This window comes from Actinoplanes regularis (assembly GCF_900188005.1).
Taxonomy (GTDB): Bacteria; Actinomycetota; Actinomycetes; order Mycobacteriales; family Micromonosporaceae; genus Actinoplanes; species Actinoplanes regularis.
Genome location: NZ_FZNR01000020.1, coordinates 77,101 through 90,426, shown reverse-complemented (window position 1 = coordinate 90,426; position 13,326 = coordinate 77,101). Strand labels below are relative to the sequence as shown.

The window sequence follows — 13,326 nt, the reverse complement described above, 5'->3', positions numbered from 1 at the left end:
GACCGGGGACGCGGCCGAGAGGCCCGCTCACGGGGCTCCATCGGTCGTACCGGCGAAGGGTTGGACCGGAAGGACGGCGGACCCGGCGGCTAGTAGAAGACGCCGATCTGTTCGCGGATGGAATCGAGAAGGTTCATCACTTCCAGCGTGGTGTCGTGGGGGATCAACGGGCTCTCCAGCTCGCCGGCGGCCAGGCAGCGCTGCACCTCGGCGGCCTCGAACTGGTAACCGCTGCCGGGGAAGTCGAACTCGAACGTCTCCGGCGCCCGGTTCGGCCGCTCCAGCGTGAACGAGCGCGGCACCATGAAGGTCGGCGGAATGTCGATCCGGCCGTCGGTCCCGGTGATCGACGCGCCGTTCTTGCTGGCACCGTTGATGCTGCAGGTCAGCGCGCCGACCGCGCCGGACTGCCAGCCGAGCAGCACGCCGGTGTGCTCGTCCACCCGCTCCGGGGTCAGGTGCGCCCACGCCTGCACCGAGGTCGGCACTCCCATGATCAGGTGAGCCAGGTGGATCGGGTAGACGCCCAGGTCGAGCAGCGCACCGCCGCCCAGCTCGGGAGCTCGCAGCCGATGCTCGGCGGCGAACGGGCCCTGCAGCCCGAAGTCGGCGTGGATCGAGCTCACCCAGCCGATCGCACCCTCCTCGACCAGCTCGGCGGCCTTGCGGATGGCCGGGTTGCAGCGCATCCACATCGCCTCCATCAGGAACACCCCGCGGTCGCGAGCGGCCTCGACGAGCTGGGCCGCGGACGCCAGATCCAGCGTGATCGGCTTCTCGACCAGCACGGCCTTGCCGGCTTCGACGCACATCATGGCGCCGGCGTGGTGGTAGGCGTGCGGCGTGGCGATGTAGACGACATCCACCTCGTCGTCGGCGGCGAGAGCGGGGTAGGAACCGTGGGCCCGGGCGAACCCGTGCCGTTCCGCGAAGGCGTCGGCGGTCGCCTGGTCGCGTGAGGCGACCGCGGCCAGCTCGGCGCCCGGCACCAGGGGGAGGTCGGCGGCGAAGGTCGCGGCGATCCCGCCGAGCCCGAGGATGCCCCAGCGAACGTTCTGTCCGGTCATGATCGGTACGTTAGCGCCCCGGACCCGGTTCGGGAGAGCACGCCGCGACCTGCCGGACAGACCCCGTGTCGTGGTGACAGGATCGACCGGTGACCGAGCCGATGCCGCTTCCGCCCGCGATGATGAAAAGGGCCCGGGAATTCTCCGGTCCGCCCGCCCCGGCCCGCCCGGCCGCGACGGTGGTCCTGCTGAGACCGTCCGGCGCGACCTTCCAGGCGTACGTGCTGCGGCGGATGACCACGATGGCCTTCGGCGGGGTGTACGCCTTCCCCGGCGGCACCGTCGACCCGTCGGACCAGCCGGAGACGCTGCGCGACGACTGGGCGGACCGGCTGGGCGTGCCCGAGGAACAGGCGCGGGCCGTGGTCGGCGCGGCCGCCCGGGAGCTGTTCGAGGAGGCCGGGGTGGTGCTGGCCGGCCCGACCGCGGAGCCGGACCGGACGGTCGCCGACGCGGACGACCCGACCTGGGAGTCGGACCGGGCCGCGGTGCTGCGCCGGGAGCTGACCATGGCCGAGCTGCTGGCCCGGCGAGGGCTGCGGCTGCGTGACGACCTGCTGCTGCCGTGGGCCCGCTGGATCACCCCGGAGTTCGAGCCGAAACGGTTCGACACCTGGTTCTTCGTCGCGCTGCTGCCCGAGGCGCAGTCCGCCCGCGACGTCTCCGGCGAGGCCGACCGCACCGCATGGATCGACCCCGCGGACGTTGCGGAGCTGCCGATGCTCCCCCCGACCCGGCACACCCTGAACCAGATCGCGGCCAGCCGCACCATTCCCGAAGTCGTCGCCGCCTCGGCGCACCGCGACGCCGCCACCCCGGTAACCCCCCGCATCGAGGTACAACCCGACGGCACAGCCACGCTGTCGCTTTAGCCTCAACCAGCACGCATTTCGCCCGTCGTTGTCGAGAGCGCCGAAAAACAACCAGCGAAGCGCAGTCGTTTTTCGGTGCTCTCGACAACGACCCCAAGGGGCGAAATGCCCGCCGAGCGGAGCGAGGCCAGCTAGCTCAGCCCTAACCGAAGCGGCCGGTGATGTAGTCCTCGGTCTTCTTCTGGGACGGGTTGCTGAAGATCTTCTGCGTGTAGTCGTACTCGATCAGGCGACCGGGGTCGCCGGTCTTGTCGATCGAGAAGAAGCCGGTCTTGTCGCTGACCCGGGCGGCCTGCTGCATGTTGTGCGTGACGATGATGATCGTGAAGCTGTCCTTCAGCTTGAACATCAGGTCCTCGATCGCCAGCGTCGAGATCGGGTCGAGCGCGGAACACGGCTCGTCCATCAGCACGACCTGCGGCTCGACCGCGATGGTGCGAGCGATGCAGAGACGCTGCTGCTGACCGCCGGAGAGGCCGGCGCCCGGCCGGTCCAGCCGGTCCTTGACCTCGTCCCAGAGGTTCGCGGAGCGCAGCGACTTCTCGGCGGCGTCGTCCAGGACGGACCTCTTCTTGACGCCGTTGAGCTTGAGACCCGCGACCGCGTTCTCGTAGATCGACATGGTCGGGAACGGGTTGGGCCGCTGGAAGACCATGCCGATCATGCGACGCACGGCGGTGATGTCCACGTCCGCGTCGTAGATGTTCTGGTCGTCGATGGTGAGCCGGCCCTCGATCCGGGCGTTCGGCAGGACCTCGTGCATGCGGTTGATCGACCGGAGGAAGGTCGACTTGCCGCACCCGGAGGGGCCGATCAGGGCGGTGATCGTCTTCGGCTCGACGGTCATCGAGACGTTGTCGATCGCCTTGAAGGAGCCGTAGTAGGAGGAGACGTTGCTCGCCTCGATGCGCTTGGCCATGGGAGAACCTTCTTTACCGGGTCAACTTGTTGCGACGGGCGAGCAGCTTGGCCGCGATGGTCAGGATCAGGACCAGCGCCACCAGGGTGAGCGCGGCCGTCCAAGCGCGGGCCGGCGCGTACTTCGAGGCGTCACCGGCCTGCTGGTAGACGTAGAGCGCCAGCGAGGCCTGCCCGCCGCTGAACGGGTCGAAGTTGATCCGCGCGAGGCCCCCCGCGACCAGCAGCACCGGGGCCGTCTCGCCGGCCGCGCGGGCGATGGCGAGCATGACACCGGTGACGATGCCGGGTGCCGCGGTCGGCAGCACGACCTTGAGGATCGTCTTCCACTGCGGAACGCCGAGCGCGTACGAGCCCTCCCGCAGCGGGCCCGGCACCAGGCGCAGCATCTCCTCGGTGGAGCGCACGATGGTCGGCAGCATCAGCACGCTGAGCGCCAGCGACGCCGCGAACCCGGAGTACTCCGGGTTGCCGTCGTTGAACCACTTGCTGACGACCAGCACCCAGAAGGAGAGGATGAAGAGGCCGGCCACGATCGACGGGATACCGGTCATCACGTCGACGAAGAAGCGGACCGTGTTCGCGAACCTGCCCCGGCCGTACTCCACCAGGTAGACCGCGCCGAGCACGCCGAGCGGCACGGCGATCAGGGCGGCGATGCCGACCTGCTCCAGGGTGCCGATGATGGCGTGGTAGGCGCCACCGTTCGGGTCCCGGGCGCCGATGTTGGCCATCGACGAACCGAAGAAGTCGCCGTCGAGCCGGCTCGCGCCTTTGGAGATCAGGGTCCAGACCACCGAGGCGAGCGGGAGGACCGCCAGCACGCAGGCGGCGTAGATGAGCGTCTGCCACATCCGGTTGCGGGCGGCCCGCTTGCCCTCCACACGGGAGGCCACGACGTTGAGGCCGACCAGGTAGATGACGCTGGCCAGCACGACGACCAGCAGCCAGTTGCCGATGCCGGCACCGAGCACCACGACGGCCGACACCACGAGCGCGGCCACCACGATTAGCAGGTTGGTCCCCAGTGGGAGGTTGCGACGGCGGATGTTGTCCGGGGTCATCGCCACTCCCGGCATCTCACGATCCAGAACACTCATGCCGCCACCTCCGGTGAGCTGACTGATTCACTCGCAAGCTCGCTCATGCGGCACTGTCCCGGAACTCGCGACGACGGTAGATGATCGCCCGCGCCGTCATGTTGACGATCAGCGTGATCGCGAACAGCACCAGACCGGAGGCGATCAGCGCGCCACGGCCGGTGTCGTTCGCCTCGTTGAAGGAGTTGGCGATGTTCGCGGCGATGGAGTTACCGCCGGTCTGGATCAGGTTGAACGAGATCTCCCAGGTGATGCCGAGAGTCAGCGCCAACGCGATGGTCTCGCCGAGCGCGCGACCGAGGCCGAGCATCACCGCGGCGATCACACCGGGCTTGCCGTACGGCAGCACCGCGACCCGGATCATCTCCCACTTGGTCGCGCCGAGGGCCAGCGCGGCCTCCTCGTTCATCCCCGGGGTCTGCTGGAAGACCTCACGGGAGAGCGAGGTGACGATCGGCAGCACCATGATCGAGAGGACCAGGCCACCGAGCATGATCGACTGCCCGAACGGGCCCTCGCCGCCGAAGATCGGCAGCCAGCCGAAGTAGTGGTTCAGCCAGACCGAGAAGTCCCGGACCGGCTCCTGGAGGAGATCGCGGCCCCAGAGACCGAACACCACGCTGGGCACCGCGGCCAGCAGGTCGATCACGAAGCCGAGCGGGGTGGCCAGCCGACGCGGGGCGTAGTGCGTCAGGAACAGGGCGATGGCCAGCGCGATCGGCACCGCGACGAGAAGCGCGATGATCGACGACAGCAGGGTGCCGAGCGCAAGGACGGCGATACCGAAGGCCGGGACCGCCTCGTTGGGGCTCCAACGGTTGTACGTCAGGAAGTTTTCGCTGTCAGCCTTGATCGCCGGAATCGCCTGCGAGATCAAGAAGATGGCGATCGCGACGATGATGACCAGGACCATGGTGCCGGCGGCCGTGGAGACACCGCGGAAGCCGGTCTCCATCGAAAACCGCGACTTCTTCGGCAGGGCGCCGCCACCGCCGATCGGGGGCTCTTCGTAACGGCTCGGGGGTACGCCATAGCCGGCGCCCTGAGCGTGACGGGAGGTCACACCCAGGTCACCGGCGGTGGCGTTCTCCGAGCGGAAGGGGTAGTCACCCATCTACGCGCTCGCTGTCGTCTCGGAGGGATTAACGAACCGGGCTCAGGAGAGAGCGTCGACCGAGGTCGCGACCTTGGCGCGAACCGCCTCCGGCAGCGGGGCGTAGCCCAGCTTGCCGAGCGCGGCCTGCCCCTCGGCGCTGGCGGTGTACTTCAGGAAGCCCTGGATGGCCTTGCCCTTGGCGGCGTCCGCGTACTTGGTGCAGACGATCTCGTAGGTCGCCAGGACGATCGGGTAGGCGCCGGCCTGCTTGGTGTTGTAGTCGATGTCCAGCTTCAGGTCGTTGCCGGTGCCCTTGACCGTCGCGCCCTCGATGGTCTTGCCCGCGGCCTCACCGGTCAGCTCGGTGAACTCGCCGGCACCATTCTTGATCTTGGCGGTCTGCAGGCTGCTGTTCTCCGCGAAGGAGAGCTCGACGTACGAGATGGTGTTCGGGGTGCCCTTGACCTTGGCCGCGACACCGTCCGACTTGCTCGCGCCGGTACCGCCCGGAGCCGCCCACGCCTTGGCGTGGTCGTAGGTCCAGTCCGCCTCGGCGGCCTTGCTCAGGTACTTGGTGAAGTTGTCCGTGGTGCCGGACTCGTCGGCGCGGTGCACCGCCTCGATGGTGGCGGTCGGGAGCTTGGCGCCCGAGTTCTCCGCGGCGATGGCCGGGTCGTTCCACTTGGTGATCTTGCCGGAGAAGATCTTCGCCAGGGTGGAGGCCGAGAACTGCAGGCCATCGGCGCCCTGAACGTTGTAGACCACGGCGATCGGGCCGACGACCATCGGGAGGTTGAGCGCCGGCGAGCCGCACTTGGTGTCGGCGGTCTTCTGCTCGTCGTCCTTGAGAGCGGAGTCGGAGCCGGCGAAGTCGGCCAGGCCGGAGGTGAAGGCCTTGATGCCGGCGCCGGAGCCGTTCGGGTTGTAGTCGATCTTCGCGTCGGCACAGGAGGCGGTGTACGCCTTGATCCACTCGTCCATCGCGTTCTTCTGAGCGCTGGAGCCCTGAGCCGAGATGGTGCCACCAACGCAGGAGCCGGCGGACGGGGCCTGGGCACCGACCGTGTCCGTGCCCTTGTCGTTGTCCGAGCCGCACGCGGTGAGCGCGATCGTCGCAGTCAAAGCAATGCCGGCAACAAGACCGGACCGCTGGAACTTCACGGTTGTTGTCCCCTTCGGGTTCAGTGCAGCCGGTCGCTCACCGGCTCGAGGAGAAAGCTAAGAGCGATAGGTGACCGCCGAGCCGGGCATGGATGAACTGGGGGTGAACACATAGATCCTTGGAAGTGTCCTTCCCCTGAGGGTCAGTTGTCCGTTAAGTGAACTGCGCGCTCACTACCCGACATATCTGATATATCGGGTTTCTCGTGACCGCAGCGAGACCGAGCCTTGTCCGAGGCGTTACCAACGGCATCGAGAGGGTTACCTCCCGGCGACTGCGCGTAATGCATCGCGATCTATGGGCACAACGAGTGCCGCCCGCCCTCGCGAGACGAGGACGGGCGGTGGGTGTCGCGGTGTGGTTCACGCTCCGGCGAGGATCACCCGCGGTGATAGTTGATGTCGGCGCTGTGGACCTCGAAACCGAGCCGCCGGTACAGCTTCACGGCAGCCTCGTTCGACTCGTCGACGTAGAGACTGGCCCACTCAAGCCCGGCGGCCGCCAGATGCCGCAGCCCGGCCACGCTGAGCGCGGCACCCAGGCCGCGCTGATGCCCGGACGGCTCCACCCCGAGCACGTAGATCTCGCCGAGCGCCGGGTCCAGCCCGGCCGGCGGATGCACCTTGGTCCAGTGGAAACCGAGCAGACTGTCCGCGATGTCGACGGCGAGCAGGAAGCCGGCCGGGTCGAACCACGGCTCGGCCTCGCGCACCAGCAGGTCGTCGAGGGTCCAGCGACCCTGCTCCGGATGCTGGGCGAAAGCCTTCGCGTTCACCTCGACCCAGCCCTGCTCGTCGAAGCCGGGACGGAAGCCGCGGATCGTCACGCCGGCCGGCAGCGGTACGTCCGGCAGCGGATCGAGCAGGGAGCGACGCATCTGCCAGAGCACCCGGTCCCGGGTGAAACCGTTGTGCTCGGCGAACGCGCGGGCACCCGGGTCGTCCCCGTGCGCCCAGATTCGTAACTCGGTGGGGCCGATCGCGCCGAGCAGCGCGGTGCCGTGGCCCTGACGGCGGTGCGCCGGGTGGACGACCAACTCGCCGGCGCCGTCCTCCAGAAAGGCGTAACCCGCGGAGGTACGCAGGTGCACACCCGCTCCGCCGTTACGAATGCAGAGAACCACGTCCTCGGAGAGGGGATAGACGCCATCCGCCTGGGCCGCCGCGTCGGCCAGGGCAAGCACGTCATCGATCTCCGCGGCGGACAGCCGGTCCGCAGCACGGACCGGCTGCACCTCAGTCATGACCGGTTCAGACCGGGATCGAGACCGGGTTGTTGTCCGGAAGCTGGCGGCCGGAGGGCGGGACCACGAACTTGTAGCCGACCTGGCGCACGGTGCCGATCATCGACTCGTACTCCGAACCGAGCTTGGCCCGCAGGCGCCGGACGTGCACGTCGACGGTGCGGGTACCGCCGAAGTAGTCGTAGCCCCAGACCTCGCGCAGCAGCTGGTCACGGGTGAAGACCCGGCCGGGGTGCTGAGCGAGGAACTTGAGCAGCTCGAACTCCTTGTAGGTGAGGTCGAGCGGACGACCCTTGAGCTTCGCGGCGTACGTGTCCGGGTCGATGTTGAGCTCGCCGGCCCGGACCGATCCACCGGCCCCGGCGGTCGCGTTGTTGAGCCGGCCGACGCAGAGCCGCAGGCGGGCCTCCACCTCGGCGGGGCCCGCGCTCGCCAGGATGACGTCGTCGACGCCCCAGTCCGCGTTGAGCGCGATCAGACCGGCCTCGGTGACCACCGCGATCAGCGGAACACCTATCCCGGTGGCGTGCAGCATGCGGCACGTCGCGCGTGCCTCGGAGAGTTCGGAACGGGCGTCGACCATCACGGCATCCGGGCTCGGCCCGGAAACCAGGGTGCGAACGTCACGCGGGGCGGTACGAACCGAGTGGGGCAACAGGTCCAGGGCGGGAAGAACGGCGGATGGCTCACCCGCACGCGCCGTCACCAACAGAAGGATCTCCACACTCACCTCCGTCCTCGCGGCTCGAGGCCGCTCGGGTGACCCGGTCTGCGCAGCTCAGAGCTCCGCTACCGGAGAGACTGGGGCCCGGCGTCACCGACGGGTGGGTTGCGGTTACCTTAACCGATACATCCGGTGCCGCGACCTATTCAGTTCGCCAAGTGATGCAATGAACGCCTGCTAAGTGGGCTTAACGCCCATTTCGTAACGAGCCTTTTACATGATGCGGGCGCAAGCCGGGCGGCGAATTGGGCCGCCAGCCGGATTCTGGCACGATCGCTGTCGTGTTTCCCTCCATGCCACAGGACGACCCTTGGGACGCCGACGCCTCCCGTGACGTCGCGCGCCTGAATCCGGGCCGCCCGAAAGCTGGGATGTACGGCGCCGTGCCTGACGAAGAACCGCCCTCCTCCACGCCGGACCTCGAAGATGACGACGAGGAGTTCGAGGAGATCGAGTTCGTCCCGGTCCGGGCCAAGCTGTCGGTGGCGATCGGCGGCTTCGCGGCGCTGCTCGCGGCGGCGCTGATCCTCGGGACCCTCACCACCGGCCCGGACGTGCGGATGCCGTACGCGGTCGTGCTCTCCGGCATCCAACTGCTCGGCCTCTTCGCCTGGACCATGGCGCTCAACCCGCCGGCCTCCGCCGCGACCGCGGCCGTCGTCGGCGTCGCCGGCCTGGCCGGTTGCTATCTCGCCGCCACCGCCGACGAGGCCGGCCTGAAACCGCTCCTCTACGTGACGGTGGCCGGGTTCGTCGGCGCGATGGCCGGCCAGGCGATCCGGGCCCGGGACCGGCAGCGGATCAGCGACTCGTGGCGGACCACGTTGCTGATCGTGATCGGCGTGGTGGCGTACGCGATCCCGATCACGCTGAGCCGGCAGTCGCTCGGCAGCCAGGCCATCCTGGTCTGCTGCACCGGTGCCGGGCTGGCGGTGCTCGTCGCCCGGCTGACCGACGCGGTGTTCCCGCAGCCGCGGATCGCCGCCCAGGTGCCCCGTGGCGGGGTCGGCATCGTGCTCGGCGCGATGGTCGGCACGTTCGCCACCGCCTGGCTCGGCAGCCAGCTGGTGCTGCCGTTCACCCCGGCCAAGGGTGCGGTGATCGGCCTGATCTCGGCGGTCGCCGCGCTCCTGATCGACCTGGCGGTGAACTTCGGCGAGGCCGGTCGCCGGCTGGCCGGCGAGGCCCCGACGTTCTGGCTGGCCCGGCACATGACCGGCCCGCTCGGCGGGTTCGCCCTGACCTTCGTCGCGGCGTACGCCCTCGTTCACTTCTACCTCGCCTGAACCATCCGTTTCAGGGTTCCGTGGACTTGGGCATGTACGGTCCTGGGCAGTTCGCGAACGGAAGGAACGCTGTGGCCGAGGTGTACGAGACCGACCAGCGCCCGCGCCGGCGCCGGGGCCGCGGGCTCCTGATCGTCGTCGTGGTGCTGCTGCTCCTGCTGCTGGGCGGCCTGGTGGTGGCGGACAGCTTCGGCAAGTCGTTCGCCGAGGGGATCATCGGCGACAAGGTCGCCGAACAGGTGCGGGCGCAGAAGGCCAGCAGTGACACCCCCGAGGTGACCATCGAGGGCTTCCCGTTCGTGACCCAGGTGCTCGACGGGGAATACCAGGAGATCCGGATCCAGCTGCCGCATCTGACGGCGCCGATCGACGGCGACCGGAAGGCCGCCCTGGAGCTGCTCGACATTCACGCCAAGACGGTGCGGGCGCCGCTCGACGCGCTGCGCAGCGGCCAGGGCGACATCACGGTCCAGAACGTCACCGCCACCGGGACCATCGACTATCCGCAGCTCATCAAGCTGATCGGGCAGAAGGGCGTGCAGCTCTCCGCGAAGGACGGCAAGCTGGTCGGCTCGGCCCGGATGACCGCGCTCGGACAGCAGCTCGACCTCTCCGGCACCGCCAAGCTGACCGTGGTCAACGGCGGGATTCGGGTTCGTTTCGCCGAGGTGAAGGCGGCCAACCTGCCGAACGTGCCGTTCATCCAGAACGCCGTCGACGCGTACGCCGCGAAGATGGCCCTGGACCTCCCGGCTCCGAAGCTTCCGCTGAAGCTGAAGGTGCAGGCCGTGGCGCCGGAGGCGGACGGCCTCAAGGTGACCTTCGGAGCGAGCGACGTCAGCCTCGGCTCCGGCGGCCTGTGACCGTCGCCTCGTCCCGGATCGTGGTCGGTACTGTTCCGTGGTCTGGAACCGCTGATAAGGTCCGTTCCATGAGCCTGTTGCTCACGAAAAGGCGTGCGGTCGACCTGTGCCGCATGGCCGCGTGCCTGTGTCGCCCCGTCAACTGACGGGGCCACTCCTCGCTGAGCACACTTCGCTCAGCTGATCAGAGCTCTCAGCCCAGGGCAAATTCCCTGCCCGGCAGTGGCGCCGTCGCACAACCAGCCCGTGATCCCACCTAACCAATGGGTCCGCGCGGGGTGCGACCACACCTCCGTGCGCTGACTCTCCCCTCACCCACCATCAAAGGGAGTGAATCGATGAGTCGCGACACCGCACTCGTATCGGCCGACTGGGCCGAAAAGAACCTGGACACCCCCGGCATCGTCTTCGTCGAGGTCGACGAGGACACCACCGCGTACGACGGTGGTCACATCCCGGGTGCCGTGAAGATCGACTGGAAGCGCGACCTGCAGGACCCGGTCCGCCGCGACTTCGTCAACCAGGAGCAGTTCTCCGCGCTGCTGTCCGAGAAGGGCATCAGCAACGAGGACACCGTGATCCTCTACGGCGGCAACAACAACTGGTTCGCGGCGTATGCGTTCTGGTACTTCAAGCTCTACGGTCACGAGTCGGTCAAGCTGATCGACGGCGGCCGCAAGAAGTGGGAGCTGGACGCCCGCGTCTACTCCAAGGACGTCCCCGCCCGCGCCAAGACGAACTACGCGGCGAAGGCCCCCAACCTGGAGATCCGCGCCTTCCGTGACGAGGTCGTCGCGGCCATCGGCGTGAAGAACCTGGTCGACGTGCGCAGCCCCGACGAGTTCGCCGGCCGCCTGCTCGCCCCCGCGCACCTGCCGCAGGAGCAGTCGCAGCGGGCCGGTCACATCCCGACCGCGCTCAGCGTGCCGTGGAGCAAGGCCGCCAACGAGGACGGCACGTTCAAGTCCGACGAGGAACTCGCCAAGATCTACGGCGACGCCGGCCTGGACGGCAGCAAGGACACCATCGCGTACTGCCGGATCGGCGAGCGCTCCTCGCACACCTGGTTCGTGCTCAAGGAGCTCCTCGGCCAGCAGAACGTGAAGAACTACGACGGTTCCTGGACCGAGTACGGCTCGCTCATCGGCGTGCCGATCGCCCTCGGCGACGAGCCCGGAAAGGCCTGATCATGACTTCTGCTTCCAACATCGCGGCCGGCTGCGCCGCTCCGGACCAGTCCGCGCCCCTCCCCGCCAGCGTGGACCTGGAGAAGGAGACCGTCATCACCGGCGTCGTGACGACCGCCGAGGGTGAGCTGGTGGGCGGCGCTTACGTCCGCCTGCTGGACGCCTCCGGCGAGTTCACCGCCGAGGTTGTCACCTCCCCCGAGGGCGTCTTCCGCTTCTTCGCCGCCCCCGGCTCCTGGACGCTGCGCGCGCTCAGCCGGTTCGGCAACGGCGAGCTCGCGGTCGACGCCGCTCGCGGCGTCAACGAGGTCGCCCTCAGCGTCGCCACCGCCTGACCCACGCTCTGTTGCGAAAGCGGGACCCCTTCGGGGGTCCCGCTTTTCATTTGCCGCAAATCAAATTCCTTTCTCCGGTACGACCGGTGGGGCCCCGCCCCCAGCCCTCTCGGGCCAAGCCCCGTGACCAGCGGAGACGTCAGGTCTCACCGCCGGCGGTGACCACCACGGCGTCGGGTGGGATCTCCGGCCGTCGCCGGGAGAGTCGCCGGACACCGGTGTTCAGGACCGCGATCAGCGGAACCGCGATCAGCGCCCCGATGATGCCGGCCAGCACCACGCCGCAGGCGATCCCGATGATCACCGCCAGTGGGTGTATCGCCACCGCCCGGCCCATGATCAGCGGCTGGAGCACATGGCCCTCCAGTTGCTGGACCAGGACCACCGCGCCCAGCGTGATCAGCGCGACCACCCAGCCCTGCCCGACCAGCGCGACCAGCACGGCCACCGCCCCGGAGATGCTGGCCCCGACGATCGGCACGAACGCCCCCAGGAAGACCAGCGCGGCCAGCGGGAACGGGAACTGCACGTCCAGAATCACCAGGGCGAGGCCGATGCCGACCGCGTCGATGAACGCCACCAGCACGGTCGCCCGCACGTATGCACCCAGCGTCCGCCAGGACGCGTCCCCGGCGTCGGCCAGGGACCAGCGCGCGTTCACCGGGAACAGCCGGACGATGAACCGCCAGATCTTGCGCCCGTCGCGCAGGAAGAAGAAGGTCGCGAAGAGCACCAGCAGCAGCCCGGTGATCACCTCGAAGACGGTCGCCGCGGTGGAGATGCCGGTCGAGGTGAGCGCCGAGGTGTTGTCGTTCACCCAGTTCTGCGCCGAGTCGATGGCATGGTCGACCTGCTTGTCGGACAGGTGCAACGGGCCGGTCCGCGCCCAGTCCTGGATCTGCCGGACGCCGGCGCTGGCCTTCTCGGTCAGCTGCGGCAGCCCGTCGATGAACTGGTTGACCACCAGGGTCAGCGTGCCGGCCACCGCGCCCAGCCCGCAGATCAGCACCAGGAAGGTGGCGAACGAGCGCGGCAGGCGCAACTTGAGCAGCCAGCCGACCGCCGGCCCGAGCAGCGCGGTGAGCAGCAGCGCGATGGCCAGCGGGATCACCACCACGCTGACCATGCCGATGAACTGCAGCCCGGCGTAGCCGACCAGGCCGACCACGATCAGCCGCCAACTCCAGGCCGCGGCGATCCGCAGCGAATGTGGCACGTCAGCGTCGTCCAGGCTGCTCGTCGAGCCGTGCACCACAGCCGGCTCGGAAACGGACGGGACGAACTCCTCGTCCTCCGGCTCGCGCTCCGGTGGACGTTCGACCCTCGCCATCCGGACCGACTCCCGTCCCGTGTCGTAGGCCTTTCGCAGGTTCTCCTGGACACGTTGGAAGCGGTTCAACCGCCTACCCCCTCGCCCTGTCGCGTTACGCGCCCATCACGGTAGTGGTCCCGCGCCGCAATCGCGCCCCTCGA

Annotated in this window: 14 protein-coding genes; 6 read left to right on the top strand and 8 right to left on the bottom strand. The window is 68.7% G+C overall.

Annotated features, from left to right (window positions below):
* Window positions 1-89: 89 nt before the first annotated feature.
* The gene (locus CHC09_RS35385; protein ID WP_089297625.1) at window positions 90-1,067 is read right to left on the bottom strand and encodes a Gfo/Idh/MocA family protein; all 978 of its coding nucleotides are present in this window, start codon (window positions 1,065-1,067) and stop codon (window positions 90-92) included.
* A 101-nt stretch (window positions 1,068-1,168) separates the two neighbouring features.
* On the opposite strand from CHC09_RS35385, the gene CHC09_RS35380 reads away from it, so the two are divergent.
* Entirely contained in the window at window positions 1,169-1,939 is a 771-nt protein-coding gene (locus CHC09_RS35380) for an NUDIX hydrolase (protein WP_373871992.1), read from the top strand.
* A gap of 142 nt (window positions 1,940-2,081) precedes the next feature.
* Here the strand turns inward: CHC09_RS35380 and pstB are convergent, their stop codons facing one another.
* From pstB to CHC09_RS35350, 6 genes are all read right to left on the bottom strand, one after another.
* Complete coding sequence (gene pstB, locus CHC09_RS35375) at window positions 2,082-2,858, bottom strand: phosphate ABC transporter ATP-binding protein PstB (protein ID WP_089297624.1); 777 nt, start codon at window positions 2,856-2,858, stop codon at window positions 2,082-2,084.
* Window positions 2,859-2,871: 13 nt separating this feature from the next.
* On the bottom strand, window positions 2,872-3,957 hold the full coding sequence (pstA, locus tag CHC09_RS35370; RefSeq protein ID WP_089297623.1) for a phosphate ABC transporter permease PstA: 1,086 nt from the start codon (window positions 3,955-3,957) through the stop codon (window positions 2,872-2,874).
* 43 nt (window positions 3,958-4,000) lie between these two features.
* Window positions 4,001-5,071 carry a phosphate ABC transporter permease subunit PstC gene (pstC, locus tag CHC09_RS35365; RefSeq protein ID WP_089297622.1) on the bottom strand — a complete coding sequence of 357 codons (1,071 nt, stop codon included), beginning with the start codon at window positions 5,069-5,071 and terminating at the stop codon, window positions 4,001-4,003.
* Window positions 5,072-5,113: 42 nt separating this feature from the next.
* Entirely contained in the window at window positions 5,114-6,214 is a 1,101-nt protein-coding gene (gene pstS, locus CHC09_RS35360) for a phosphate ABC transporter substrate-binding protein PstS (RefSeq protein ID WP_089297621.1), read from the bottom strand.
* 380 nt (window positions 6,215-6,594) lie between these two features.
* A complete protein-coding gene (gene mshD / locus CHC09_RS35355) occupies window positions 6,595-7,458 on the bottom strand; it encodes a mycothiol synthase (RefSeq protein ID WP_089297620.1) in 864 nt (287 codons plus the stop codon).
* 7 nt (window positions 7,459-7,465) lie between these two features.
* Window positions 7,466-8,182, bottom strand: coding sequence for a winged helix-turn-helix transcriptional regulator (locus CHC09_RS35350; protein ID WP_089297619.1), 717 nt, complete (start codon window positions 8,180-8,182; stop codon window positions 7,466-7,468).
* Window positions 8,183-8,565: 383 nt separating this feature from the next.
* Between CHC09_RS35350 and CHC09_RS35345 the strand changes: the two genes are divergently transcribed.
* From CHC09_RS35345 to CHC09_RS35330, 5 genes are all read left to right on the top strand, one after another.
* Window positions 8,566-9,468 (top strand): hypothetical protein, encoded by a 903-nt coding sequence (locus CHC09_RS35345; RefSeq protein WP_239138726.1) that lies wholly within the window; start codon window positions 8,566-8,568, stop codon window positions 9,466-9,468.
* A 71-nt stretch (window positions 9,469-9,539) separates the two neighbouring features.
* Window positions 9,540-10,331 (top strand): LmeA family phospholipid-binding protein, encoded by a 792-nt coding sequence (locus CHC09_RS35340; RefSeq protein ID WP_089297617.1) that lies wholly within the window; start codon window positions 9,540-9,542, stop codon window positions 10,329-10,331.
* Window positions 10,332-10,399: 68 nt separating this feature from the next.
* Window positions 10,400-10,477, top strand: a complete 78-nt coding sequence (locus CHC09_RS48750) for an Ms5788A family Cys-rich leader peptide (protein WP_342352366.1) — start codon at window positions 10,400-10,402, stop codon at window positions 10,475-10,477.
* A 192-nt stretch (window positions 10,478-10,669) separates the two neighbouring features.
* A complete protein-coding gene (locus CHC09_RS35335) occupies window positions 10,670-11,518 on the top strand; it encodes a sulfurtransferase (RefSeq protein ID WP_089297616.1) in 849 nt (282 codons plus the stop codon).
* Window positions 11,519-11,520: 2 nt separating this feature from the next.
* Window positions 11,521-11,853, top strand: a complete 333-nt coding sequence (locus tag CHC09_RS35330; RefSeq protein ID WP_089297615.1) for a DUF1416 domain-containing protein — start codon at window positions 11,521-11,523, stop codon at window positions 11,851-11,853.
* Window positions 11,854-11,992: 139 nt separating this feature from the next.
* Here the strand turns inward: CHC09_RS35330 and CHC09_RS35325 are convergent, their stop codons facing one another.
* Window positions 11,993-13,183 carry an AI-2E family transporter gene (locus tag CHC09_RS35325; RefSeq protein ID WP_239138727.1) on the bottom strand — a complete coding sequence of 397 codons (1,191 nt, stop codon included), beginning with the start codon at window positions 13,181-13,183 and terminating at the stop codon, window positions 11,993-11,995.
* Between the last annotated feature and the right edge of the window lie 143 nt (window positions 13,184-13,326).

Coding starts and splice junctions, on each gene's coding strand:
- CHC09_RS35385 (WP_089297625.1), bottom strand. CDS start 1,067: ATGACCGGACAGAACGTTCGCTGGGGCATCCTCGGGCTCGGCGGGATC.
- CHC09_RS35380 (WP_373871992.1), top strand. CDS start 1,169: ATGCCGCTTCCGCCCGCGATGATGAAAAGGGCCCGGGAATTCTCCGGT.
- pstB (WP_089297624.1), bottom strand. CDS start 2,858: ATGGCCAAGCGCATCGAGGCGAGCAACGTCTCCTCCTACTACGGCTCC.
- pstA (WP_089297623.1), bottom strand. CDS start 3,957: ATGAGTGTTCTGGATCGTGAGATGCCGGGAGTGGCGATGACCCCGGAC.
- pstC (WP_089297622.1), bottom strand. CDS start 5,071: ATGGGTGACTACCCCTTCCGCTCGGAGAACGCCACCGCCGGTGACCTG.
- mshD (WP_089297620.1), bottom strand. CDS start 7,458: ATGACTGAGGTGCAGCCGGTCCGTGCTGCGGACCGGCTGTCCGCCGCG.
- CHC09_RS48750 (WP_342352366.1), top strand. CDS start 10,400: ATGAGCCTGTTGCTCACGAAAAGGCGTGCGGTCGACCTGTGCCGCATG.
- CHC09_RS35335 (WP_089297616.1), top strand. CDS start 10,670: ATGAGTCGCGACACCGCACTCGTATCGGCCGACTGGGCCGAAAAGAAC.
- CHC09_RS35330 (WP_089297615.1), top strand. CDS start 11,521: ATGACTTCTGCTTCCAACATCGCGGCCGGCTGCGCCGCTCCGGACCAG.
- CHC09_RS35325 (WP_239138727.1), bottom strand. CDS start 13,183: ATGGCGAGGGTCGAACGTCCACCGGAGCGCGAGCCGGAGGACGAGGAG.